Source organism: Escherichia sp. WS1118 (assembly GCF_046487695.1).
Classification (GTDB): domain Bacteria; phylum Pseudomonadota; class Gammaproteobacteria; order Enterobacterales; family Enterobacteriaceae; genus Escherichia; species Escherichia coli.
The window spans coordinates 108,614-133,484 of sequence record NZ_JBJQIZ010000001.1; the positions used below are offsets into that span (position 1 = coordinate 108,614).

A 24,871-nucleotide genomic window follows, 5' to 3' on the forward strand; every position below is an offset into this window, starting at 1 on the left:
AAGCAAAAGCCTGGTTCCGCCGATTTATCGCTGCGGCAAATAACGCAGCGGGTTTACGGATTTCCCCTTGTAACGAATTTCAAAATGCAAGCGTGTTGAACTGGTTCCGGTGCTACCCATGGTTGCTATTTTTTGCCCCGCCTTCACTTCTTGTTGTTCCCGGACCAGCATTGTGTCGTTATGGGCGTAGGCACTCAGGTAATCATCATTATGTTTGATGATAATCAGATTACCGTAGCCGCGCAGCGCGTTACCGGCATAAACAACGCGGCCATCTGCGGTCGCGATAATTGCCTGTCCTTTGCTGCCTGCGATATCAATCCCCTTGTTGCCCCCCTCAGAAGCGCCAAAGGTTTCGATCACTTTGCCCTCAGTCGGCCAGCGCCAGGTGGAGATAGGCGTACTGGTTGATGTACTGCTGACAGTCGGCTCGGTTGTGCTTGCTGTTGGTACCGTTACAGGCGCTGTGACCGTGGTCGCAGTTGGCTTGTTGTTCGGCAACATTTTGTTAGCACTCTGTTCACCCGAAGACTCAGAATACGTAATTGTCGGTTGCGACGCAACAGCAACGGTGGAATTTTGTGCAGGCTTGATCACAACTCCTTGCTCTGCTGCGTCGGCCTGGGTAATGGCATTTCCGCCTGTGATTGGCGTACCGGAAGCATTACCCACCTGTAAGGTCTGACCGACGTTCAGCGCGTATGGTGCCTGAATATTGTTGCGCTGAGCAAGGTCACGGAAATCGTTGCCAGTAATCCAGGCGATATAGAAAAGCGTGTCGCCTTTTTTCACGGTGTATGTACTGCCGCTATAACTGCCTTTCGGAATGTTCCCATACTGACGGTTGTAGACGATTCGTCCGTTTTCCATCTGTACCGGCTGCTGAGCTACTGGCTGCACAGGCTGGATTTGCGGTTGTTGAGTAGCCTGAATTTGTGGCTGCTGTACCGGCTGAATTTGCGGTTGCTGCGCTGTAGACGTCGTCCCCATTTTCGGCGGCGGCGTAATCAACATACCAGAATTGGTATTTGCGGGCGCATTGCCATTAACGGAGCTGACCGGTGCCGGTGGATTTGAAGTGTCAGAACAGCCTGCCAGCCATAGCGAAACCAGTGACAATGCCGCAATGCGGCGAACGGTGAATTTTGGGCTTCCCGCGCTCATTTATCCCCCAGGAAAAATTGGTTAATAACCAGTGACATAATTACCGTGCAAGGCACCATACTGAACACTGGAAAAGATGTTCACGATACGCTGACTTGCGGCAAAATAACCAGGAAAAATCCAGGTATTTCCTCACGTTTTAAGCCAGCTCACCCTTCACTAAAGGGACAAAGCGCACGGCCTCCACGGTATCGATAATAAATTCGCCTCCCCGACGACGCACCCGTTTCAAATACTGGTGCTCCTCCCCTACGGGTAAGACGAGAATCCCGCCTTCGTCCAGCTGCGTCATTAGCGCAGTTGGAATTTCAGGCGGCGCCGCCGTAACAATGATAGCGTCAAACGGCGCGCGTGCCTGCCAACCTTGCCATCCATCGCCATGACGGGTTGAAACATTATGTAAATCAAGATTTTTCAGGCGGCGACGCGCCTGCCACTGCAAGCCTTTAATCCGTTCAACCGAGCAAACATGTTGGACAAGATGCGCCAGGATTGCAGTTTGATATCCCGAACCAGTGCCAATTTCCAGCACCCGCGACTGCGGCGTCAGCTCGAGTAATTCGGTCATTCGCGCCACCATATACGGCTGCGAAATTGTCTGCCCCTGACCTATCGGCAAGGCGATATTGTCCCAGGCTTTTTGTTCAAACGCTTCATCAACGAATTTTTCACGCGGCACGGCGGCAAGTGCATTCAGCACCAGCTCATCCTGAATACCTTGCGCACGTAATTGATCCAGAAGTGCTTGTACGCGTCTGCTTACCATTGCGTGCCAACTCCCACGCTGTTTAACCAGTCTGAAACCACATCTTGCGCGCTATGCGCAGTTAAATCCACATGCAGCGGCGTGATGGAAACATAGCCCTCATCTACCGCAGCAAAATCGGTCCCCGGACCGGCATCACATTTACCGCCCGGCGGGCCAATCCAGTACAGCGTATTGCCGCGCGGATCTTGCTGCGGGATCACCTGATCTGCCGGATGTCGTGTACCGCAGCGCGTCACGCGAATACCTTTGATTTGATCCAATGGTAAATCCGGAACGTTAATATTAAGAATACGCCCGGTGCGCAGCGGCTCTTTACACAGTGCGCGCAAAATTGAGCAGGTTACCGCCGCGGCAGTGTCGTAATGTTTATGCCCGTCAAGCGAGACGGCAAGCGCCGGAAAACCTAAATGACGGCCTTCCATCGCGGCCGCTACCGTACCGGAATAAATAACATCATCCCCCAGATTCGGCCCGGCGTTAATTCCGGACACAACAATGTCCGGGCGCGGGCGCATCAGAGCATTTACGCCAAGATAGACGCAATCGGTCGGGGTTCCCATTTGCACAGCAATATCACCATTTTCAAAGGTAAACGTGCGCAGGGAGGATTCCAGTGTCAGAGAATTAGAAGCGCCGCTGCGGTTACGATCGGGGGCGACCACCTGAACGTCAGCAAACTCACGCAAGGCTTTCGCCAGCGTTTGTATACCGGGTGCATGTACCCCGTCATCATTACTCAGCAATATGCGCATAATCACCTGTTGTGTTGATAAGTTCCCTGACAACGCTGGTTGCAAAACTTCCCGCCGGAAGCCAGAAACGGATTTCTACGGTGACGTCATCCCACCAGTTCCAGCTTAATTGTTGCGGATACAGCAGCATCGCTCTGCGCGCGGCTTCAACTTTTTCGCGCACCAGTAAGGTTTGTAATTCAGTTTCTTCGGCGACAGCTGCTTGTTCGAATGCCAGCGCTTCACGCTGAGTTCCCCACTCGCCACTGCCCGGCAATGCGGCGGTTATCATCAGCACTTTATCGTTGACGCGACGCTGTAATTCCGCCAGTTCTTCGGTGGTTGCGACAAACCAGCTACCACGTCCGGCTAATTGTAGCGCATCGCCGTCAACAACTTGATTAACGTCTGCTTTTTTGAGGCGCTCAGCAACAATCTGATTAAACAACGCACTGCGGGCTGCCGACAACCAAAAACTACGTTTATTGCGATCGCGCACCGGAGTATTGGTTTGCGCCCAGCGCAGCGCACCCTGCAAGTTGCTACCGCCAATCCCAAAACGTTGGGCACCGAAGTAGTTCGGTACACCTTTTACGCAAATATCGATCAGACGTTGTTCAACGTCATCGCGATTGCTCACTTCGCGTAGTACCAGGGTAAAGGCGTTACCTTTCAGCGCCCCTAAACGCAGCTTGCGCTTGTGCCGCGCATACTCCAGCACCTGGCAGCCTTCCAGTTGAAAGGCGCTCAGATCGGGCATCTCTTTGCCCGGCACGCGAGCGCATAACCACTGTTCCGTAACAGCATGTTTATCTTTTTGCCCAGCGAAGCTGACTTCACGGGCATGAATTTTCAGGAATTTCGCCAGTGCATCCGCCACAAAACGGGTATTGCAGCCGTTTTTGAGGATTCTAACCAGAATATGCTCACCTTCACCATCAGGCTCAAAGCCCAAATCTTCCACCACCACAAAGTCTTCCGGATTGGCTTTCAGCAGCCCGGTGCCTTGCGGTTTACCGTGGAGGTAAGTGAGATTATCAAACTCAATCATTTTGTTGCCTTAATGAGTAGCGCCACCGCTTCACAGGCAATCCCTTCCCCACGTCCGGTAAATCCCAGTTTTTCCGTAGTAGTGGCTTTCACGTTAACATCATCCATATGGCAGCCGAGATCTTCGGCAATAAACACGCGCATTTGTGGAATGTGCGGCAACATCCTCGGTGCCTGAGCGATGATAGTGACATCGACGTTGCCGAGGGCATAACCTTTCGCCTGAATACGACGCCAGGCTTCGCGCAACAGCTCGCGGCTGTCGGCACCTTTAAATGCCGGATCGGTATCCGGGAACAGCTTGCCTATATCTCCCAGCGCCGCCGCGCCAAGCAATGCATCGGTCAACGCATGGAGCGCCACGTCGCCATCAGAATGCGCCAGCAGCCCTTTTTCGTAAGGAATGCGTACGCCACCAATGATAATTGGGCCTTCACCGCCAAAGGCGTGTACGTCAAAACCGTGTCCAATTCGCATTATGTATTCTCCTGATGGATGGTTCGGGTGAGGTAAAATTCGGCCAGCGCCAAATCCTCCGGGCGCGTTACCTTGATGTTATCCGCGCGGCCTTCAACAAGTTGCGGATGAAAACCGCAATATTCCAGCGCCGAGGCCTCATCGGTAATGGTAGCGCCTTCATTTAGAGCGCGCGTCAGGCAGTCATGTAACAGCTCACGAGGGAAAAATTGCGGCGTCAGCGCGTGCCATAAGCCGTTGCGATCAACGGTATGAGCAATGGCATTTTTGCCCGGTTCGGCACGTTTCATCGTATCGCGCACCGTCGCAGCGAGGATCCCTCCCGTGCGGCTGGTTTCGCTCAACGCCAACAATCGCGCGAGGTCATCCTGATGCAGACAAGGACGAGCGGCGTCATGCACCAATACCCACTGCGCGTCGCCAGCGGCTTTCAGACCTGCCAGCACGGAATCGGCACGCTCTTCACCACCATCAACAACCGTGATTCGTGGATGATTCGCCAGAGGAAGTTGTGCAAAGCGGCTATCGCCAGGACTTATGGCAATGACGACACGTTTCACCCTGGGATGCGCCAGCAGCGCATGCACCGAGTGTTCAAGAATGGTTTGATTACCGATTGAGAGATATTGCTTAGGACATTCCGTTTGCATTCGGCGGCCAAATCCGGCCGCCGGAACCACGGCGCAAACATCCAAATGAGTGGTTGCCATGTTAATTCCCGGGCTGATTTATCGATTGTTTTGCCCCGCAGACTGTGCGCGCTTTGACGCGTCAGGCACCAGACGATAAAACGTTTCGCCCGGCCTGGTCATGCTGAGTTCATTACGCGCACGCTCTTCGAGCGCCTCCTGGCCGCCATTGAGATCGTCAATTTCGGCAAAAAGCTGATCGTTTCGCGCTTTAAGTTTCGCGTTTGTAGCTTGCTGTGCCGCCACATCATTATTGACGCGAGTATAGTCATGTATACCGTTCTTACCGAACCACAGCGAATACTGTAGCCAGACCAGAATAGCCAGCAACAGCAGCGTTAGTTTACCCATCCTGCCCCCTGAAAAACGGCATCTTCATCCCATGCATCCGAAGACGACTCTACATCCTCTGTTGGGGATACCGCGACAACGCGGGCAAATGTACCACATTTGTCCATTGTTACGTATACCCAGGGCGTGCAGAACATAATCTCATTATTAGTTACGGATTGAATTATGAACAGAATAGAGAGGAAAGAACAATTAACCCAGTAGCCACATAAACAGCGCACCAAACATAATGCCAACCGTCGCCAGAGTGAAAACAATACTGTAGCGTAGCTTTCCGTCCATCAATGAATGCAGTGCAATCCCCACCACCACTGCGACGGGCATCAGCGCCAGAAAGAAAGGCCAGGTGTAGATAAAAAAGAGCAGCGTGTTAGAGCCATAAATCAACATCGGAATTGCCAACGCGCACAGCCACGATAAAAAACCAACCACAGCGCCTGGCAGCGACCATGTGGTGTCTTCAACCTCAGTAAGGCCGTCGTTATTTGTTAATGTAATGTTGTGGCTGTTACGCATATCTGATCCTGTTACTTTGACGAACCGGGCATGAAAACCCGGTGGTGTCTCAGGATCTGATAATATCGTTCTGTCTCAACAGATCTAATAATTGCTGTACCAAATTTGTTACTAATTGTTCACCATTGAGATGAATTTCTGCCGATTCAGGCGCTTCGTAAACGGAATCTATTCCCGTAAAGTTGCGCAGTTCACCGGCACGCGCTTTCTTATATAAACCTTTTGGATCGCGGGCTTCGCAAATCGCCAGCGGCGTATCGACAAACACTTCGATAAAGCGCCCTTCTCCTACGCGTTCGCGAACCATCTGGCGTTCGGCGCGGTGTGGCGAGATAAATGCGGTCAGCACCACCAGTCCGGCTTCAACCATCAAATTCGCCACTTCACCGACGCGACGGATATTCTCTTTACGGTCGGCATCGCTAAAACCGAGATCGCTGCATAATCCGTGGCGAACGTTGTCGCCATCCAGCAGATACGTACTGACGCCAAGTTTATGTAACGCCTCCTCCAGCGCCCCCGCGACGGTTGATTTACCGGAACCAGAGAGGCCGGTAAACCACAGCACAACACCACGATGACCGTGGTGCTGTTCGCGTTGTTGCGGAGTTACTGGGTGGCTATGCCAGACGACGTTTTCGTCATGCAGAGCCATTATTTATCTCCCAGTAAATCGCGCGCACCCCAATGCGGGAAATGGCGGCGAACCAGGGCATTCAATTCCAGTTCGAATGCACTGAATTCAGATGGCGCAGCAGTTGCCTGGCTAACTGGTTCGTGCACCATACCGGCACCTACGGTCACATTACTCAGGCGATCGATAAAAATCAGCCCACCGGTAACCGGGTTTTGCTGATAACGATCTAACACCAGTGGCTCGTCAAAGGTGAGATCTACCAGGCCGATGCCGTTCAGCGGCAGGTTTTCAACTTCGCGTTGGGTAAGGTTATTGATATCAACCTGATAACGAATGCCATCAACACGAGCACGCGTCTTCTTACCGGCAATTTTGATGTCATAACTCTGGCCCGGGGAAAGCGGCTGTTCCGCCATCCATACCACATCCACCGACGCGCTCTGCACAGCCGGTAACGCTTCGTCTGCCGCCAGCAGCAGATCGCCACGGCTGATGTCGATCTCATCCGTCAGCACCAGGGTGATCGCTTCTCCGGCAAAGGCTTCTTCGCGATCGCCATCAAAAGTCACGATCCGCGCGACGTTTGATTCCACACCAGAGGGCAGCACTTTGACACGTTGCCCGACTTCCACGCGACCGGATGCCAGCGTTCCGGCGTAGCCACGAAAATCGAGATTCGGACGGTTAACGTACTGCACCGGGAAGCGCATTGGCTGAGCATCCACCACTCGCTGGATCTCCACGGTTTCCAGCACTTCCAGCAGTGTCGGACCGCTGTACCACGACATACTTTCACTTTGCGAAGCCACGTTGTCGCCTTCCAGTGCGGAGAGCGGCACAAAGCGGATATCCAGATTACCCGGCAGCTGCCCGGCAAAAGTCAGATAATCTTCACGAATACGGGTGAACGTCTCTTCACTGTAATCCACCAGATCCATTTTGTTGATCGCCACGACCAGATGTTTGATCCCCAACAGTGTGGAGATAAAACTATGACGACGGGTTTGATCGAGCACGCCTTTACGGGCATCGATCAGTAAGATCGCCAGTTCACATGTCGATGCGCCAGTCGCCATATTGCGGGTGTACTGCTCGTGCCCTGGGGTGTCGGCGATAATAAATTTACGCTTCTCGGTAGAGAAATAGCGGTAGGCCACATCAATAGTGATGCCCTGTTCGCGCTCAGCTTGCAGGCCGTCCACCAGCAGTGCCAGATCCAGCTTTTCGCCCTGGGTGCCGTGACGCTTACTGTCGTTATGCAGCGATGAGAGCTGATCTTCGTAGATTTGGCGGGTATCGTGTAGCAGGCGACCAATCAGGGTACTTTTGCCGTCATCGACGCTACCACAGGTCAGAAAACGCAGCAGGCTTTTATGTTGTTGCGCAATCATCCAGGCTTCGACGCCGCCTTCATTGGCGATTTGTTGTGCAAGTGCGGTGTTCATCTTAAAAATACCCCTGACGTTTTTTCAGCTCCATAGACCCCGCCTGGTCGCGGTCAATCACGCGGCCCTGACGTTCACTGGTGGTGGAAACCAGCATCTCTTCGATGATCTCCGGCAGTGTTTGCGCATTTGATTCCACCGCGCCGGTCAGCGGCCAACAGCCCAGTGTGCGGAAACGCACCATCCGTTTTTTAATCACTTCGCCCGGTTGCAGGTCGATACGGTTGTCATCAATCATCATCAACATACCGTCGCGTTCCAGAACCGGACGTTCCGCAGCAAGATACAGCGGAACAATGTCGATATTTTCCAGCCAGATGTATTGCCAGATATCCTGCTCGGTCCAGTTAGAGAGCGGGAAGACGCGGATGCTTTCGCCTTTGTTAATTTGCCCGTTGTAGTTGTGCCACAGCTCCGGGCGCTGATTTTTCGGATCCCAGCGATGGAAGCGGTCACGGAAAGAGTAGATTCGCTCTTTAGCGCGGGATTTCTCTTCGTCACGGCGCGCACCACCGAAGGCGGCATCAAAACCGTATTTGTTCAGCGCCTGTTTCAGGCCTTCAGTTTTCATAATATCGGTATGTTTCGCGCTGCCGTGTACGAATGGATTAATCCCCATCGCCACGCCTTCCGGGTTTTTATGCACCAGCAGCTCGCAGCCGTAGGCTTTCGCCGTACGATCGCGGAACTCATACATCTCGCGGAATTTCCAGCCGGTATCGACATGCAGCAACGGGAAAGGCAGCGTACCTGGATAAAACGCCTTGCGCGCCAGATGCAGCATGACGCTGGAATCTTTACCGATAGAGTAGAGCATCACCGGATTTGAGAATTCTGCAGCCACCTCGCGAATAATGTGGATGCTTTCCGCCTCCAGTTGCCGCAGGTGGGTAAGTCGTTTTTGATCCATAACCGTTCCTTTGCAATACCGCTATTTTCTTGCCATCAGATGTTTCGACTATAGGGAGCGTAAGAGAACGAATGAAATTACCAATTAGAATGAGTAGTTCCTTAACGGAATAACGATTTGGCAAAGCTAATATCAAAAAGTGCTTAAGGCACCGGATTTCGGGCGTTTAGGAAGATTTGAAATTGTTTTAGCGCAGCAGCAGTTTCATACTATGGCGGTAAAAAAATTTGCATGGTATTTAAGGACTCACTATGTTTTCCGCATTGCGCCACCGTACCGCTGCCCTGGCGCTCGGCGTATGCTTTATTCTCCCCGTACACGCCTCGTCACCTAAACCTGGCGATTTTGCTAATACCCAGGCACGACATATTGCTACTTTCTTTCCGGGACGCATGACCGGAACTCCTGCAGAAATGTTATCTGCCGATTATATTCGCCAACAGTTTCAGCAAATGGGTTATCGCAGTGATATTCGGACATTTAATAGTCGGTATATTTATACCGCCCGCGATAATCGCAAGAGCTGGCATAACGTGACGGGAAGTACGGTGATTGCCGCTCATGAAGGCAAAGCGCCGCAGCAGATCATCATTATGGCGCATCTGGATACTTACGCCCCGCTGAGCGATGCTGACGCCGATGCCAATCTCGGCGGGCTAACGTTACAAGGAATGGATGATAACGCCGCAGGTTTAGGTGTCATGCTGGAACTGGCTGAACGCCTGAAAAATACGCCTACCGAGTATGGTATTCGATTTGTGGCGACCAGCGGCGAAGAGGAAGGAAAATTAGGCGCTGAGAATTTACTCAAGCGGATGAGTGACACCGAAAAGAAAAATACGCTGCTGGTGATTAATCTCGATAACTTAATTGTTGGCGATAAGCTGTATTTCAACAGTGGCGTAAAAACACCTGAAGCAGTAAGGAAATTAACGCGCGACCGGGCGCTGGCAATTGCCCGCAGCCATGGAATTGCCGCCACCACAAATCCAGGTTTGAATAAAAACTATCCGAAAGGCACCGGGTGTTGTAATGACGCAGAAATATTCGACAAAGCCGGTATTGCTGTACTTTCGGTGGAAGCGACTAACTGGAATCTTGGCAATAAGGATGGTTATCAGCAACGCGCAAAAACAGCCGCATTCCCTGCAGGAAATAGCTGGCATGACGTAAGACTGGATAATCAACAGCATATTGATAAGGCACTTCCTGGAAGAATAGAACGCCGCTGCCGTGATGTTATGCGGATAATGCTACCGTTGGTGAAGGAGCTGGCGAAGGCATCTTAATGGGTTTGAAATGATTACTCCCTTGCCTGCAGGAAATCAATGCCACCAGAAACAGAGTATAAAAAAGGGTGCAGGAGACCAAACAATCACAATTCAGTACGCGGGGTTTTACCCCGCGTGGTGGCTACTTCTTCGATTCGTAAGCGAGAACTGCCTTAAACTCCATACCACGTTCTCTGATACTCAACTCACACAACGAGTCACCTACCATCAACGTGAATCCCAGTACTGTACAACACAGTACGATGATTGCCACAAGGGCATATTTTGTCAGCATGTCTTGCCTCCCTGCAAAGAAGAGACTAACATCCGAATTGCTACGTTCGAACGCGAGCCTCAGGTTGATAGAAATATCGCCTGGGGCTTTTGCCCATCTGGAACCTCGCGAATGCTTAACGCCAGACAGCCTCAAGCACCCAATGCCATTCTATACCTGTTAATTCTCCCTGCGACGTTCTCGTTTTAATGCCGGAATGCTGCTCGCAAAATAAAAACGCCCCCATCATTTCTGACAGAGGCGTTTAATTTATCCGGCAATATTTACCCTTCGTGTAATCCACATTCCCTTTTTAAGCCAAAGAAACGCGTTTCTTCTTCCGCCATGCCGGGTTCCCATTTACGGGTTGTATGGGTATCGCCCACCGATAAATATCCTTCATCCCATAATGGGTGATATTTCAGGCCATGTTTTTGCAGGTACTGATAAATAGTTCGGTTATCCCAGTCGATAATCGGCAGCACTTTAAATACGCCACGCTGAATTGCCAGCACCGGTAAATTGGCGCGGCTGCCGGATTGTTCACGGCGCAGGCCAGCAAACCAGGTTTGCGCATTCAGTTCTTTCAGCGCCCGGTTCATCGGTTCGACTTTGTTGATGTCATTGTACTTTTCAATGCCTTCAACGCCCTGCTCCCACAGTTTGCCGTAGCGTGCTTCCTGCCAGGCGGCGCTTTCGGTAGCACGGTACACTTTCAGGTTGAGCTTGAGTTTGTCCGTTAACTCGTCAATAAAGCGGTAGGTTTCCGGGAACAGATAGCCAGTATCGGTGAGGATCACTGGAATATCCGGGCGAATCTGATTCACCAGATGCAGACTCACCGCCGCCTGAATGCCAAAGCTGGAAGAAAGTACATATTCACCGGGCAGATTATCCAGCGCCCAGGCTACGCGGCCTTCAGCGTCCAGTTTTTCCAGTTGGGCGTTAGTTTCCGCCAGCGCCAGAATCCGGTCTACCTTTGGCAGTTCGTTCAGGGCGTTTAGATCGAGTTTGGACATAAGTTCCTCACTGTTTGCCTTGCCTGATGCAACGCTTACACATCTTATCAGGCCTACAAGACCGGGCTAATGGTTAATCCCACAAATCGCGCGCCGGATCGAGCACCGGGCGAATGATGCCCGCACGCACCGTAAAGTCGCCGAAGCCTTCACCCGCTTCGCGCTCTTTCGCCCAGCGCCCTATCAGTTCATCAAGCGACGCCAGGATTTCCGGCTCGGTGATGTTTTCTTTATACATCCGTGGGATACGTGTCCCAATGCGGTTGCCGCCAAGATGCAGGTTGTAGCGCCCCGGCGCTTTACCCACCAGGCCCACTTCCGCCAGCATCGCGCGACCACAACCGTTCGGGCAGCCTGTTACACGCATCACGATATGCTCATCGCTGACACCATGTTTCGCCATTAAATTATCGATGTTGTCGATAAAAGACGGCAGGAAACGCTCCGCTTCCGCCATCGCCAGCGGGCAAGTCGGGAATGACACGCAGGCCATTGAGTTTTCACGCTGCGGCGTGACGGCATTCATTAACCCGCTTTCTTTGGCGATCTTCTCGATCTTCGCTTTCTCGCTTTCCGGCACGCCGGCGATGATCAGATTCTGGTTCGCCGTAATGCGGAAATCACCTTTGTGGATCTTTGCGATCTCCAGCAAGCCGGTTTTCAGCGGCCGCCCCGGATAATCAAGAATTCGACCATTTTCGATAAACAGCGTCAGGTGCCAGTTATCATCAATGCCCTTAACCCAGCCAATACGATCGCCGCGTCCGGTAAACTCATACGGGCGAATCGGCTCGAATTTGATCCCCGCGCGACGTTCAACTTCCGCTTTAAATGTCTCAACCCCCACCCGCTCCAGCGTGTATTTGGTTTTGGCATTTTTACGATCGGTTCGGTTACCCCAGTCACGCTGAGTTGTCACGACGGCTTCCGCCACCGCCAGCGTATGCTCCAGCGGCAGATAGCCAAACTCACTCGCCGTGCGGGCGTAGGTTTTCTTGTTGCCGTGTTCAATGGAAAGCCCACCGCCCACCAGCAGGTTAAAGCCCACCAGCTTGCCGTTTTCGGCGATCGCCACGAAGTTCATGTCGTTGGCGTGCAGATCGATATCGTTCTGCGGCGGGATCACTACCGTGGTTTTGAACTTACGCGGCAGGTAGGTCTGACCAAGGATCGGCTCTTCATCAGTAGTGGCGACTTTTTCCTGATCGAGCCAGATCTCCGCATACGCGCGGGTACGAGGCAGCAGATGTTCAGAAATTTTCTTCGCCCATTCATATGCTTCCGCATGCAGCTGCGACTCGTAAGGGTTCGAGGTGCAGAGTACGTTACGGTTCATGTCGTTGGCGGTCGCCAGCGCATCAAGACCGACTGAGTGCAGCATCTGATGCACCGGTTTGACGTTCTTTTTCAGAATGCCGTGGAACTGGAATGTCTGGCGGTTGGTCAGGCGAATGCTGCCATAGATGGTGTTTTCACCGGCAAATTTGTCGATCGCCTGCCACTGTTTAGTGGTAATCACCCCACCCGGCAGACGACAGCGAAGCAGCATCGCGTGGCGCGGCTCCAGCTTCTGTTCAGCACGTTCGGCGCGAATGTCGCGGTCATCCTGCTGATACATGCCGTGGAAGCGGATCAGCAGGAAGTTATCGCCCTTAAAACCGCCGGTCAGACCGTCGTTTAAATCTTCCGCAATGGTGCCGCGCAGGTAGTTGCTTTCAAGCTTCATGCGCTCGGCGTCTGTCAGTTTTCCTTCGACCACTAAAGGCCCTGGATGTTTTTCGCTCATTAGTAGACATCTCGCTGATAACGGCGCTCTACGCGCAGCTCACTTAAAAATTCATCCGCCGCTTCGGTGTCCATGCCACCAAATTCGGCAATCACTTCCAGAAGTGCCTGCTCAACGTCTTTCGCCATGCGATTAGCGTCGCCGCAGACATAAATGTGGGCACCGTCATTGATCCAGCGCCACAGCTCTGCGCCCTGTTCGCGCAGTTTGTCTTGTACGTAAATTTTTTCTTTTTGATCGCGCGACCAGGCGAGATCGATGCGCGTCAGCACGCCTTCTTTGACGTAACGCTGCCATTCCACCTGGTAGAGGAAATCTTCCGTAAAGTGTGGGTTGCCAAAGAATAGCCAGTTATTACCCGGCACTTCGTCGGCAGCACGCTGCTGCATAAAGGCACGGAACGGCGCGATGCCGGTGCCAGGGCCAATCATGATCACCGGGGTTTCCGGATTGGTTGGCAGGCGGAAGTTGTCGTTATGTTCGATAAAGACGCGGACTTCACCCTCTTCTTCCACACGATCCGCGAGGAAGCTGGAGGCACCACCGGCACGGGCACGGCCTTCCACGTCGTAACGCACCACACCAACGGTAACGTGCACTTCGTTCTCGACTTCCGCCTGCGAGGAGGCGATGGAATACAGGCGCGGGGTCAGCGGGCGCAGCAGATTAATCAGCGCTTCGGCATCCAGTTGCGCCGGAGAGAAACGCACCATGTCGACAATCGGCGTCGTCGCGGCGTAATGCTGTAATTTCGCTTTATCGCCCACCAGCGGCAGCAGCGTTTCGCTGCGGGTAAGCGTGGCATAGTTCTCAACAATGTTGGCGGTGTTGACGGTCAGTTCGAAGTGCCACTGTAGCGCTTCGTTCAGAGGCAACGTTTTGCCCTCGACGGTGACAGGTTCATCGCCTTTCAGCCACAGCAGTTCGACAAGTTCTTTCACCAGTGCCGGATCGTTCTGATACCAGACGCCCAGCGCGTCACCCGGCTGGTAACGCAGGCCAGAGTCACCTAAGTCAATTTCAATGTGACGAACGTCTTTTTCAGAGTTACGCCCGGTAATTTTCTGGTTAACAGAGAGGCTCGCCACCAGCGGCGCGTCTTTGCTATACGGGCTGGTGTGGATTTCATTTACCGTGCCAGTAGCGACGGATTGCGAAGGTGCCGCGACAGGCGCACGCGATTTAAGCGCATCAACCACGCGGGCGCGCCACTCGCTGGCAGCAGCCTGGTATTCAACGTCGGCATCGACACGGTCGAGCAGGCGTTCACCGCCCAGTTCCGCCAGCTTACTGTCAAAATCTTTCCCGGACTGGCAGAAAAATTCATAAGAGCTATCGCCGAGGCTAAACACGGCAAACGCGGTGTTTTCCAGCTTTGGCGCTTTTTTGGAGAACAGGAACTTATGCAGCGCGACGGCTTCTTCCGGCGGTTCCCCTTCCCCTTGCGTTGACGTCACCACGATAAGCAGTTTTTCGCTGGCGATTTGTTTGAATTTATAGTCACCCGCGTTCACCAGCTTAACGTTCAGTTTTGCCGCTAATAAATCATCGCGTAATGCTTCAGCAACCCGGCGCGCATTGCCGGTTTGCGAGGCGGAGATAATAGTTATACCCGGCATTTCTGCGGCGGGCGCTGGCGTCGCTGCAAGCGCAGCAGGCTGCTGGTTGAGCACGCCCCAGAAATAGCCAGAAACCCAGGCAAGCTGGGTAGGAGTTAAATCGGTCGTGGCCGCCTGAAGGCGTGCCAGTTGCTCCGGGTTCAACGGAAGCAACGCGGAAGGTGGGACCTGTGTCGTCATGCGTCGTTATGTTCCAGTAAGCAAAGCTGTTTCTGCGCCCTGTCAGCGCCCATAAAACAGAAGAGAAGGTAAGGTTAACGGGGTGAACGGTGTGGATTAAAGACGGGATAGCGATAACTAATAACCAAATCGACTAACCTGTTTTAGCAATAGTCTTTAACAACAAAATAGATTAACCAACCCAATGAAAAACAAATGAATATTGCCCATCAATAAGATAAATCAGCGATTTTGCGCAACAAAGTCGTTTTAGATAATGCGAAAAAACAGCCTTTCCGGTACTCTACGGCGGTTTTATCGTCATGTAGAGAAATTATGATGTCCACCACGTTATTTAAAGATTTCACCTTCGAAGCCGCTCACCGCTTGCCGCACGTCCCACAAGGGCATAAATGTGGTCGCCTGCACGGGCATTCCTTTATGGTGCGACTGGAAATTACCGGGGAAGTCGATCCGCATACGGGCTGGATTATCGATTTCGCTGAACTGAAAGCGGCGTTTAAACCAACTTATGAGCGCCTCGATCACCATTATCTCAATGATATTCCAGGTCTGGAAAACCCAACCAGCGAAGTTTTAGCAAAATGGATTTGGGATCAGGTTAAACCCGTTGTGCCGCTGTTAAGTGCGGTGATGGTAAAAGAAACCTGCACCGCAGGTTGTATCTATCGCGGCGAATGATAAGAGTGTGTCGGCGGTCAATTTCCCTTAAGTAACGCTATGTTAGGGTGTTGTGTTCTGGATATCTGGGGCATGACATGGAAGACGACTGCGACATTATTATTATCGGTGCCGGAATTGCTGGCACCGCTTGCGCGTTACGCTGCGCGCGAGCGGGTTTATCCGTTTTGTTACTGGAACGAGCGGAGATTCCCGGCAGCAAAAATCTTTCCGGCGGGCGGCTATACACCCATGCGCTCGCGGAACTCCTCCCGCAATTTCACCTGACCGCGCCCCTTGAACGACGCATCACTCACGAAAGTCTTTCTCTGTTAACGCCAGATGGCGCAACGACGTTTTCCAGCTTACAGCCCGGCGGTGAATCCTGGAGTGTATTACGTGCACGATTCGATCCGTGGCTGGTTGCCGAAGCCGAAAAAGAAGGTGTCGAATGCATCCCCGGTGCGACGGTAGATGCACTGTATGAAGAAAACGGCAGGGTGTGTGGTGTCATTTGTGGTGACGATATTCTTCGCGCCCGTTATGTGGTGCTGGCAGAAGGTGCCAACAGCGTCCTGGCGGAACGCCACGGGTTAGTGACTCGTCCTGCTGGCGAAGCGATGGCATTGGGGATCAAAGAAGTGCTGACGCTGGAACCATCCGCTATTGAAGAACGTTTTCATCTGGAGAATAACGAAGGCGCAGCGTTGTTGTTCAGCGGCGGGATCTGTGATGACTTACCCGGCGGCGCATTTCTTTATACTAATCAACAAACGCTCTCGTTAGGGATTGTTTGCCCGCTCTCCTCCCTTACGCAAAGTCGTGTTCCGGCAAGCGAGCTGCTGGCTCGCTTTAAAACGCATCCGGCAGTGCGCCCGCTTATCAAAAACACGGAATCACTGGAGTATGGTGCGCATCTGGTGCCAGAAGGTGGCCTGCGCAGTATGCCGGTGCAATACGCCGGTAACGGCTGGCTGCTGGTGGGCGATGCGTTGCGCAGTTGCGTCAATACCGGAATTTCCGTGCGCGGTATGGATATGGCGCTAACTGGCGCGCAGGCGGCGGCACAAACGCTGATAAGCGCCTGCCAGCACCGCGAGCCGCAAAATCTGTTTCCGCTTTATCATCACAACGTAGAGCGCAGCCTGCTGTGGGATGTTCTACAGCGTTATCAGCATGTTCCGGCGCTTTTGCAACGCCCTGGCTGGTATCGGGTGTGGTCTGGGTTAATGCAGGATATTTCCCGTGATTTATGGGATCAGGGGAATACACCTGTTCCACCGCTGCGCCAGTTGCTCTGGCGTCATTTACGTCGTCACGGCTTGTGGCATCTGACGGGCGATGTTATCAGGAGTCTGCGATGTCTGTAGCCCGTAATCTCTGGCGCGCTGCCGATGCGCCGCACATTGTTCCAGCTGACTCCGTTGAGCGCCAGACGGCACAACGGTTGATTAACGCCTGTCCAGCAGGTCTTTTTTCGCTCACACCTGAAGGTGGCTTACGTGTTGATTATCACGGCTGCCTGGAGTGTGGCACCTGCCGTTTGCTGTGCGACGAATCAACACTACAACAGTGGCGCTATCCGCCTTCCGGATTCGGCATCACCTACCGCTTTGGATAAATAATAAGGATAATTTATGCCCCTCTTACACCTGCTCCGCCAGAATCCGGTGATTGCTGCCGTTAAAGATAATGCCAGCCTGCAACTGGCAATCGACTCTGAATGCCAGTTTATTTCCGTGTTGTACGGCAATATCTGCACCATTAGTAATATCGTTAAAAAGATTAAGAACGCCGGGAAATATGCTTTTATTCATGTTGATTTGCTGGAAGGCGCGTCAAATAAAGAAGTGGTGATTCAGTTTTTGAAACTGGTAACCGAGGCGGACGGAATTATCAGTACCAAAGCCTCAATGCTGAAAGCAGCAAGAGCGGAAGGTTTTTTCTGTATTCATCGACTGTTTATTGTTGATTCGATTTCGTTTCACAACATTGATAAGCAAGTTGCGCAATCGAATCCGGATTGTATTGAGATCCTGCCAGGCTGCATGCCTAAAGTGCTGGGCTGGGTGACGGAGAAAATCCGCCAACCGCTGATTGCTGGCGGGCTGGTGTGCGATGAAGAAGATGCGCGTAATGCGATTAACGCGGGTGTTGTGGCGCTTTCCACCACGAATACTGGGGTCTGGACGTTAGCGAAAAAATTGCTTTGACGGGATAATCGTAACAAGTTGAATTTGGTGTGATTTGTAGGCTGCACGCCACATCCGACATTCAGCGCCTGATGCGACGCTTGACGCGTCTTATCAGGCCTACAAGTCCCCAGCCCAGAACCATCGGCAGGATCATCCGGCAGCACGTTATTGGCAATCTGCGTGAATGTTTGTCACCAGTGCCTCCAGCACCACTTTCCAGTCATCAACCACGCCAACATCTGCCTGTGAAAATACCGCTGCACTGGCGTCATGATTAATCGCCACCACAAACTTGCTATTGCGTACGCCCGCCATTAACGCTGCTGCGCCGGAAGCGCCAACAACAATACACACCTCAGGTGCCAGCAGATGTCCGGAAATACCAATCACTTTTTCGGCATCAACGCCACCGTTCATCACTCGTGCCCGACTGTAGCCCACTTCGGCTCCCATCTTTTCTGCCAGCATAGCGATTTCCTGGTTATCTGCCTCTCCGCCCTGCCCCACCACCAGCACCCGTCTGGCCTCAGCTAATGGGTCACGGGTAACATTTTTCAGGTTTTCGACGCTGATAAGCCAGTCTGGAAGCGCGCCGGGAACAATGTTCAGTTGCTGCATCCCAGAGGGCAACGTGGCGTTTTTATCTGCTCCCGCCTGACGTGCCAGCGAAAGGCATAGCGGGCGTTTTTCTGTTTGCAGCGTCGCCGTCAACGCATTTCCCCAGTGGGATTTGCGCACGCTTACGGTTGGAATATCTAACGAAGTCACCTGGCAGATGCTTGCACCATGTAAACGCCAGGCCAGCCGGGTCGACAGTTCATCGCCAAACGCGCCCGGAGGAAAAAGGACAACCTCCGCAGGCGTTCGTTGCCACTGTTCCACCAGCGCATCCAGCACCTGTTCCGCAACCATCGGCTGTGGTTCTATTTGCCAATGCGTTAGTGTGCTGCCGCTGAAATCCTGCGCCGCCAGCCAGCCCGCCATTGCGGCATGTTCCTGATTTATTGTCACAATTGCGATATTCATGGCTGCATCCTTTGGCGTAAATAGTCCTGCCATAGCTTTTGCGCTTTTTCTGCAACCGTTTGCCCATCAATCAGCGCCGCTCTGCGTCGTTGCTCTGGCCTTGCCAGTTGCAGGCACTGTATCGCTGGCGCTTCCGCGGCAACAGTTTCGCGGGTAATCTCCGCTTTCCCCGCCGCCATTCGCTGGCGCATTCCCGGTACTGGCAAGGCCACTTCACCACACTGACGCACGGCAATCACCGCAGGCAAGCGAACCCGGCAACAGCGCACCCCATGTTCAGTACGCTGTTCGAGGGTGATAAACGGTGCGTCGAGAGTAAAGCGCTCCACCTGGGTGAAGCAGGGCCAGACCAGCATTTCCGCCAGCAAAAATGGCGTTTGCCCATTCTGCCCTTCGCTGCTTTGGCAGCCAGTAATTATCAGATCCAGCGGATTCTGGTACTGCCATTCGGCAATATGGCGAGCGACAAATTCCGGCGCAAAGCGCAGATCTGCCGCCGTCTCCAGCAATACAGCTTCCTCAAACCCAAGTGCCATGAGATAGCGCAGCCAGTGCAACGCCCGTTCATCCCCCATGCTCAACGCGGTTAAAGACATCGGCGTACCGTTTTTTCTCTGCGCCAACAGCAGCGCGGCAGCGGCCTGTTCATCAGCACCGAGTAAACTTCGCAGTAGCGAAACATCCGGTCCGCTATTACCCTGAGCCGCCGCCAGCCACTCTTTTTCCGCCAGCATCCCGGCATCCGGTTCGGCTTTAAACGCTAACAGTATGTTCATTCGCACCTCCTACATTTCCCGCCGCCACCAGCGGGAGTGCTTTGGTTTCTGGTGCCCATAGCCAGGTCACAACAAAACCAACCAACAACACTGCCGCCAGGAGCAATAAGGTGGCTTGCATTCCCCACTGTGCCAGCACCCACGGCAGCAGGCCAGTACTTACCGCCGCCCCCAACCGACTCATGGCGGTGGCAAAACCGACGCCCAGCGAGCGAATGTCAGTAGGAAAACTTTCCGCAGGCAAAATGCCCACCAGATTACTGACTGCCGAAATGGTGGTGCTGAAGAGAACAAAAAGCAGCAGCGTTAATGAACTGCCGGAAGGCAAACAGGCCATCACTACCAGCGTTGCCGCCAGCAGCAAAAAACTTCCCAGTAAAAATCTGCGATGCGCTAACAAGTGGGTCAACACTAACCCTAATAACGCGCCAACAATTAACAACGCATTAAGCATCAGGCTGGCAGTCAGCGCATCTTCCAGACCAATAGTTTGGGCGATGGTCGGCAGCCAGGTATAAATCACAAACCATGGGATTACGAGGCAGACAAAGAAGACGCTGTTAAACGCCGTGCGCCGCCAGTAGCGCGAAGAGAACAAGGTTTTGATGTGTTTATGGGTCGCCGTTGCCACTTCATCGCCCAGTAAAACATGCGGGCCAAAATAGCGATGAACGATAGCGTGAGCTTCTGCAAAACGCCCCTGGCGCAGTAGCCAGCGTGGCGATTCCGGCGTGCCCCAACGTAGCAGCGTAATCAGCAAGGCTGGTAACGCCGCTGATGCCAACAGCCAGCGCCAGGCCTCCGGGCTTTCGGAAATAAAGTGATGTCCGGCAATACTTGCCAGCACATAGCCTACGGTCCACACCACACTGAATGCGCCCAGCAAAATACCGCGATGGCGGCGCGGGGAAAATTCAGCCAGCAAGGTGTGACCGACTGAGTAATCGCCTCCCAGCCCAATGCCGATCAAAATGCGCAATCCAATAAGATGCTCTGGCGTGGTGGCAAAAAACTGTAAAAACGAAGCAAGCGTAATCAGCATAAAACTGAAGGTGAAGATTTTTTGCCGCCCGATATGGTCGGAGATCCACCCCAAAACCAGGCTGCCAAGAAACAAACCAAGTAACGCCGAGCCGCCGATCATTCCCGCCATAAACGGCGTCAGTTGCATGGCGGGCGTAAGCTGAATAATGGCGTAACCAATAACGCCGAGGACATAACCGTCGGTCAGGTGTGCGCCGAAAGTGAGCGCAGCAATTCGACAGTGAAAACGGTTAAGCGGTAAATCATCCATTCGCACCGGTGAAGTGTTCATCTTTACCCCTTCATTGTCCGGTAATAAGAACGGCTTCTCGCCTGAGAAGCCGAAAAGGCAACGCCCCGTCATCGCGGAACGCTGCCTGACACATTATTTTTCAATCGGATAGATAGTACCCGTGTTCATAATGCCATTAGGATCGAACTGCTTTTTCAGCCCTTCCAGCAACGCCCACGCGCTGCCGTGTTCCAGTTTGCTCCAGTGAACGCGATGTTTACCGATACCGTGGTGGTGCACCATCGAACCGCCGAGACGAATGGTTTCTTCGCAGATGATTTTGTTGAGCGGATTGTGGTATTTGTCGATTTCCTCTTCCGGCTTACAGTCAACGACGTTGTAGTCGTAGACGAAGTACATGTTGGTGCCGTTCTGATAGCTATGAGAGGAGTGACCGCCCAGCATGGTGATGTCGTCGGCGTGCGGGAACTCGGTACGAATACGGTTAATAACGCTTTCGTAGATTTCGTGAATGCAGCTCCAGCAGCCGGACACTTCAGTGGTAAAGCCCATGTTGCCGGTTTTGAGGATCTGCACACGTTCGGCAGCTACTTTATCCGGTCCCCAGTTCAGGTTGTTAAACCAGGTTTCGATCAGCTTGCTGTCCACGCGCTGGCATTGCGGGTAGCGGGCAACGATTTCCGCAATCCCTTCGCCCGTAGCCTGTGCGATGCGCGGATTGCCTTCAGCCATAAAGATCAGCACACATTTTCCGTCGGCAAAATGGGTGAAGTGCTGCGTACCATCTTCAGCGTCATACAGGCGAGCGATCGACGGACGATACCCTTCCACCATGATTTCACGCAGGATGTTGAAGCCGGTTTTCATGTCTTCCAGCACATAGCCATAGAAGAGATTGTTTTCCGGCGTAAATTTGAAGATTTTCACTGTGACTTCAGTGATATAGCATAGTGCACCTTCGTTGCCGATGATGATATGACGAATGTCCGGGCCAGCCGCGCGACGTGGCACGTTTTTAATGCGTGTGACGGTGCCATCTGCCAGCACCGCTTCCAGACCAACGACCATATCCTCGATTGCGCCGTAGAGTGTGGAAAACTGCCCGATACTGCGGGTCGCCACCAGGCCGCCCATCTGCGCCAGCGGCTTTGACTGCGGAGAATGCCCCGTGGTGTAACCTTTTTCACGCAACGCGTTTTCCAGCACCTCCAGCGGAACGCCACATTGCGCCGTGGCCTGCATATTCTCAATATCAATATTAATGATTTGATTCATGGCGGAGCCGTCGAGCACCACCGAGTTTTCCACAACGGTTTCCAGCCCACCTTCGGTGGCGGAAGCACCGGTACGTGGCACACCGTTAATTTTGTGCGCATTCATAAAATTCAGCACACGGGATACTTGTTCTGTAGAACCGAGTTTTACGACCGCTGCCGGAATTGGCAAAGTATAAATGCCATGAATATCCGGAAATTTACGAAAACGGTCAATACTGTTCTTCTTTAATACTGTTTCATCGGTAATTACGCGATCTGCACCAACAATTTCCTTTAGCTGGTCGACAATCGCTACGCGAGATAAAGACATAGTAATTCCTTCCTGATAATAAAAATGGAATATTCATTAATAAGAGAAAACAGAAACCACCGTTATGAATTAGCGCACTAAATAACCGCCATCAACCACTAATAAATGTCCGTTGACATAATTCGATGCCGGACTTGCGAGGAATACGGCTGCACCCATTAAATCCTGAGTATCACCCCAACGGTTTGCCGGAATATGATCAAGAACACGCTGGTTAGTTTCTGGATTACTACGGGTCGCCAGCGTAATATCGGTTGCATAATAACCAGGAGCAATACCATTCACCTGAATATTATATTGGCCTAATTCATCGCAATAGGCTTTGGTGAATCCGGCAAGAGCATGTTTAGTGGCAGAATAAGCAGGTGACCATTGACCACCTAAGTAAGAGAACAATGAACAGATATTAATGATTTTACCGCTTTTCTGCGGGATCATAATTTTTGCCGCTTCGTAGCTTAACTCGAATGCGGCGGTCAGGTTCACGTCAATCATCGGGTCCCAGTCGGCACGACCAAAGTCCAGCACCTTATTCAGCTTACAAATACCGGCATTGTTAACCAGAATATCTACGGTACCGAAGCGCTCACAGCAGGCAGCGATAATCTTCTGCGGCGCGCCTTCTGCGGTGATATCCACCTGCATAAAATCAACTTCGACACCCTGTTTTTCAATCATTTCCTTAGTTTCGCCGTTATCTTTGACGAAACTAGGAATAAAGACATTTGCGCCAGCTTTGGCCAACGCCATGGCAAATGCCTGGCCTAAACCGCTATTCCCGCCGGTAACAATTGCTGTTTTACCTTTCAGGGAGAAAAAATCCATTGAGAACGCATTGAGAGATTCGATTGACATAGTTAGCTCCAATTTCCGTAAGGCAAAAAAAAAGAAAGGTAACTTCCCCCGCGAGAGGGAAGTTACCTTTCTCATTATCTCTGGTAACTGGAGATAATTTTTAGCATAAGGACATAACTGCTAATGTGATCGTAATCACAGTGTGATGTTCGTATTGTCAAATAATTTAAAAAAGCAGAAGCGTGATTACTCTCACACAACACCTCTGCTTTCCATGTTATTTCTTATTGCAATTACTAGAGACCTGAGAAAAGTAATCCACCTGAAAGGGCGGCTTACTTTTCTCTTTTTTTTGTCTATTACAAATGGGAATACGATATGCAACACAACTCATATCGCCGTTGGATAACCCTCGCGATAATTAGTTTTAGCGGCGGCGTTAGTTTCGACCTGGCTTATTTACGTTATATTTATCAAATTCCCATGGCAAAATTTATGGGATTCAGCAATACCGAGATAGGTTTAATAATGAGTACCTTTGGTATTGCGGCTATTATTCTTTATGCCCCCAGCGGCGTTATTGCCGATAAATTTTCACACCGCAAAATGATTACTTCCGCGATGATCATTACCGGATTACTGGGTCTGTTAATGGCAACATATCCACCACTGTGGGTAATGCTCTGTATTCAGGTCGCCTTTGCGATAACGACGATTTTAATGCTGTGGTCGGTGTCGATTAAAGCCGCATCGTTGCTGGGCGATCATAGCGAGCAAGGGAAAATTATGGGCTGGATGGAAGGGCTGCGCGGCGTCGGTGTAATGTCGCTGGCGGTGTTTACCATGTGGGTCTTTTCTCGCTTTGCACCGGATGACAGCGCCAGCCTGAAAACGGTCATTATTATCTATAGTGTGGTTTACATTCTGCTGGGCATTTTGTGTTGGTTTTTTGTTAGCGATAACAACAATCTGCGCAGTGCCAATAACGAAGAAAAACAGTCATTCCAGCTTAGCGACATCCTGGCCGTTTTGCGCATCAGCACCACCTGGTATTGCAGCATGGTGATTTTTGGTGTCTTCACCATCTACGCCATTCTGAGTTACTCCACCAACTATCTGACCGAAATGTACGGCATGTCACTGGTGGCGGCGAGCTACATGGGGATTGTGATCAACAAAATCTTCCGCGCGTTATGCGGCCCACTTGGCGGCATTATCACCACCTACAGCAAAGTGAAATCCCCTACCCGCGTGGTCCAAATCCTTTCCATCATCGGTTTGCTGGCATTGACAGCCCTGCTCGTCACGAACTCTAACCCGCAATCGGTCGCTATGGGGATTGGCTTGATTTTATTACTGGGATTCACCTGTTACGCCTCACGCGGGCTGTATTGGGCCTGCCCTGGCGAAGCGAGAACACCGTCTTACATTATGGGCACCACGGTAGGTATTTGTTCGGTGATTGGATTTCTGCCGGATGTCTTCGTTTACCCGATTATCGGCTACTGGCAAGACACCCTGCCCGCTGCAGAAGCCTACCGCAACATGTGGCTAATGGGCATGGCGGCGCTTGGCATGGTGATCATCTTTACCTTTTTGCTGTTCCAAAAAATTCGTACTGCTGATAGCGCCCCCGCAATGGCTAGCAGCAAGTAAGCCAGGAAAATT

The 24,871-nt window shown here is 52.1% G+C and carries 26 protein-coding genes; 6 read left to right on the forward strand and 20 right to left on the reverse strand.

From position 1 onward, the window contains the following. Positions 1–24: 24 nt before the first annotated feature. The 11 genes from nlpD to cysD form a co-directional block, all read right to left on the reverse strand. The gene (nlpD, locus tag ACJHYO_RS00600; RefSeq protein ID WP_306174120.1) at positions 25–1,119 is read right to left on the reverse strand and encodes a murein hydrolase activator NlpD; all 1,095 of its coding nucleotides are present in this window, start codon (positions 1,117–1,119) and stop codon (positions 25–27) included. 184 nt (positions 1,120–1,303) lie between these two features. Then, a complete protein-coding gene (gene pcm / locus ACJHYO_RS00605; RefSeq protein ID WP_000254701.1) occupies positions 1,304–1,930 on the reverse strand; it encodes a protein-L-isoaspartate O-methyltransferase in 627 nt (208 codons plus the stop codon). After that, positions 1,924–2,685 (reverse strand): 5'/3'-nucleotidase SurE, encoded by a 762-nt coding sequence (surE, locus tag ACJHYO_RS00610; RefSeq protein WP_001295182.1) that lies wholly within the window; start codon positions 2,683–2,685, stop codon positions 1,924–1,926. The genes pcm and surE overlap by 7 nt, the downstream gene beginning before the upstream one ends. Next, complete coding sequence (truD, locus tag ACJHYO_RS00615) at positions 2,666–3,715, reverse strand: tRNA pseudouridine(13) synthase TruD (protein ID WP_000568931.1); 1,050 nt, start codon at positions 3,713–3,715, stop codon at positions 2,666–2,668. Before truD ends, surE begins: the two co-directional genes overlap by 20 nt. Further along, positions 3,712–4,191, reverse strand: coding sequence for a 2-C-methyl-D-erythritol 2,4-cyclodiphosphate synthase (gene ispF / locus ACJHYO_RS00620; protein ID WP_001219238.1), 480 nt, complete (start codon positions 4,189–4,191; stop codon positions 3,712–3,714). Before ispF ends, truD begins: the two co-directional genes overlap by 4 nt. Beyond that, complete coding sequence (gene ispD, locus ACJHYO_RS00625) at positions 4,191–4,901, reverse strand: 2-C-methyl-D-erythritol 4-phosphate cytidylyltransferase (RefSeq protein WP_085455502.1); 711 nt, start codon at positions 4,899–4,901, stop codon at positions 4,191–4,193. Before ispD ends, ispF begins: the two co-directional genes overlap by 1 nt. An 18-nt stretch (positions 4,902–4,919) precedes the next feature. After that, positions 4,920–5,231 (reverse strand): cell division protein FtsB, encoded by a 312-nt coding sequence (ftsB, locus tag ACJHYO_RS00630; RefSeq protein WP_000517479.1) that lies wholly within the window; start codon positions 5,229–5,231, stop codon positions 4,920–4,922. A 192-nt stretch (positions 5,232–5,423) separates the two neighbouring features. After that, positions 5,424–5,747 carry a DUF3561 family protein gene (locus ACJHYO_RS00635; RefSeq protein WP_001246100.1) on the reverse strand — a complete coding sequence of 108 codons (324 nt, stop codon included), beginning with the start codon at positions 5,745–5,747 and terminating at the stop codon, positions 5,424–5,426. A 49-nt stretch (positions 5,748–5,796) separates the two neighbouring features. Then, the gene (cysC, locus tag ACJHYO_RS00640) at positions 5,797–6,402 is read right to left on the reverse strand and encodes an adenylyl-sulfate kinase (protein WP_001173653.1); all 606 of its coding nucleotides are present in this window, start codon (positions 6,400–6,402) and stop codon (positions 5,797–5,799) included. Next, positions 6,402–7,829, reverse strand: a complete 1,428-nt coding sequence (cysN, locus tag ACJHYO_RS00645) for a sulfate adenylyltransferase subunit CysN (RefSeq protein ID WP_001090377.1) — start codon at positions 7,827–7,829, stop codon at positions 6,402–6,404. Before cysN ends, cysC begins: the two co-directional genes overlap by 1 nt. A 1-nt stretch (position 7,830) precedes the next feature. Beyond that, the gene (cysD, locus tag ACJHYO_RS00650; RefSeq protein ID WP_000372392.1) at positions 7,831–8,739 is read right to left on the reverse strand and encodes a sulfate adenylyltransferase subunit CysD; all 909 of its coding nucleotides are present in this window, start codon (positions 8,737–8,739) and stop codon (positions 7,831–7,833) included. 251 nt (positions 8,740–8,990) lie between these two features. On the opposite strand from cysD, the gene iap reads away from it, so the two are divergent. Continuing rightward, positions 8,991–10,028: an alkaline phosphatase isozyme conversion aminopeptidase gene (gene iap / locus ACJHYO_RS00655; protein ID WP_000490426.1), complete on the forward strand. Its 1,038-nt coding sequence runs from the start codon at positions 8,991–8,993 to the stop codon at positions 10,026–10,028. A 124-nt stretch (positions 10,029–10,152) separates the two neighbouring features. Here iap and ACJHYO_RS00660 read toward each other — a convergent pair whose 3' ends face one another. The 4 genes from ACJHYO_RS00660 to cysJ all read right to left on the reverse strand — a co-directional run bounded on the left by ACJHYO_RS00660 (position 10,153) and on the right by cysJ (position 14,888). Further along, a complete protein-coding gene (locus ACJHYO_RS00660) occupies positions 10,153–10,305 on the reverse strand; it encodes a Hok/Gef family protein (RefSeq protein ID WP_000956458.1) in 153 nt (50 codons plus the stop codon). Positions 10,306–10,568: 263 nt separating this feature from the next. Further along, the gene (cysH, locus tag ACJHYO_RS00665; RefSeq protein WP_000039862.1) at positions 10,569–11,303 is read right to left on the reverse strand and encodes a phosphoadenosine phosphosulfate reductase; all 735 of its coding nucleotides are present in this window, start codon (positions 11,301–11,303) and stop codon (positions 10,569–10,571) included. A gap of 73 nt (positions 11,304–11,376) precedes the next feature. Continuing rightward, positions 11,377–13,089, reverse strand: coding sequence for an assimilatory sulfite reductase (NADPH) hemoprotein subunit (gene cysI, locus ACJHYO_RS00670; protein WP_001290706.1), 1,713 nt, complete (start codon positions 13,087–13,089; stop codon positions 11,377–11,379). Then, positions 13,089–14,888 (reverse strand): NADPH-dependent assimilatory sulfite reductase flavoprotein subunit, encoded by a 1,800-nt coding sequence (cysJ, locus tag ACJHYO_RS00675; RefSeq protein ID WP_085455503.1) that lies wholly within the window; start codon positions 14,886–14,888, stop codon positions 13,089–13,091. Before cysJ ends, cysI begins: the two co-directional genes overlap by 1 nt. Positions 14,889–15,206: 318 nt before the next feature. On the opposite strand from cysJ, the gene queD reads away from it, so the two are divergent. From queD to ACJHYO_RS00695, 4 genes are all read left to right on the forward strand, one after another. Beyond that, a complete protein-coding gene (gene queD, locus ACJHYO_RS00680; protein ID WP_000108301.1) occupies positions 15,207–15,569 on the forward strand; it encodes a 6-carboxytetrahydropterin synthase QueD in 363 nt (120 codons plus the stop codon). A gap of 77 nt (positions 15,570–15,646) precedes the next feature. Then, the gene (locus ACJHYO_RS00685; RefSeq protein WP_021512443.1) at positions 15,647–16,918 is read left to right on the forward strand and encodes an FAD-dependent oxidoreductase; all 1,272 of its coding nucleotides are present in this window, start codon (positions 15,647–15,649) and stop codon (positions 16,916–16,918) included. Continuing rightward, positions 16,909–17,169 carry a ferredoxin family protein gene (locus ACJHYO_RS00690; protein ID WP_000109512.1) on the forward strand — a complete coding sequence of 87 codons (261 nt, stop codon included), beginning with the start codon at positions 16,909–16,911 and terminating at the stop codon, positions 17,167–17,169. Before ACJHYO_RS00685 ends, ACJHYO_RS00690 begins: the two co-directional genes overlap by 10 nt. A 16-nt stretch (positions 17,170–17,185) precedes the next feature. Then, positions 17,186–17,761, forward strand: coding sequence for a glycerol-3-phosphate responsive antiterminator (locus ACJHYO_RS00695; protein WP_001130266.1), 576 nt, complete (start codon positions 17,186–17,188; stop codon positions 17,759–17,761). 147 nt (positions 17,762–17,908) lie between these two features. On the opposite strand, the gene ACJHYO_RS00700 is transcribed toward ACJHYO_RS00695, so the two are convergent. The 5 genes from ACJHYO_RS00700 to ACJHYO_RS00720 all read right to left on the reverse strand — a co-directional run bounded on the left by ACJHYO_RS00700 (position 17,909) and on the right by ACJHYO_RS00720 (position 23,263). Next, positions 17,909–18,769: an electron transfer flavoprotein subunit alpha/FixB family protein gene (locus tag ACJHYO_RS00700; protein WP_001331615.1), complete on the reverse strand. Its 861-nt coding sequence runs from the start codon at positions 18,767–18,769 to the stop codon at positions 17,909–17,911. After that, positions 18,766–19,545, reverse strand: a complete 780-nt coding sequence (locus ACJHYO_RS00705) for an electron transfer flavoprotein subunit beta/FixA family protein (protein ID WP_085455504.1) — start codon at positions 19,543–19,545, stop codon at positions 18,766–18,768. The genes ACJHYO_RS00700 and ACJHYO_RS00705 overlap by 4 nt, the downstream gene beginning before the upstream one ends. Further along, positions 19,523–20,932 carry an MFS transporter gene (locus tag ACJHYO_RS00710; RefSeq protein ID WP_000147677.1) on the reverse strand — a complete coding sequence of 470 codons (1,410 nt, stop codon included), beginning with the start codon at positions 20,930–20,932 and terminating at the stop codon, positions 19,523–19,525. The genes ACJHYO_RS00705 and ACJHYO_RS00710 overlap by 23 nt, the downstream gene beginning before the upstream one ends. Before the next feature lie 21 nt (positions 20,933–20,953). Continuing rightward, a complete protein-coding gene (locus tag ACJHYO_RS00715) occupies positions 20,954–22,408 on the reverse strand; it encodes an FAD-binding oxidoreductase (RefSeq protein ID WP_085455505.1) in 1,455 nt (484 codons plus the stop codon). Positions 22,409–22,477: 69 nt separating this feature from the next. Next, on the reverse strand, positions 22,478–23,263 hold the full coding sequence (locus tag ACJHYO_RS00720; protein WP_000021342.1) for an SDR family oxidoreductase: 786 nt from the start codon (positions 23,261–23,263) through the stop codon (positions 22,478–22,480). Positions 23,264–23,581: 318 nt separating this feature from the next. Here ACJHYO_RS00720 and ACJHYO_RS00725 point away from each other — a divergent pair, with 318 nt between their 5' ends. After that, positions 23,582–24,859, forward strand: a complete 1,278-nt coding sequence (locus ACJHYO_RS00725; protein WP_021580985.1) for an MFS transporter — start codon at positions 23,582–23,584, stop codon at positions 24,857–24,859. Positions 24,860–24,871 lie beyond the last annotated feature (12 nt).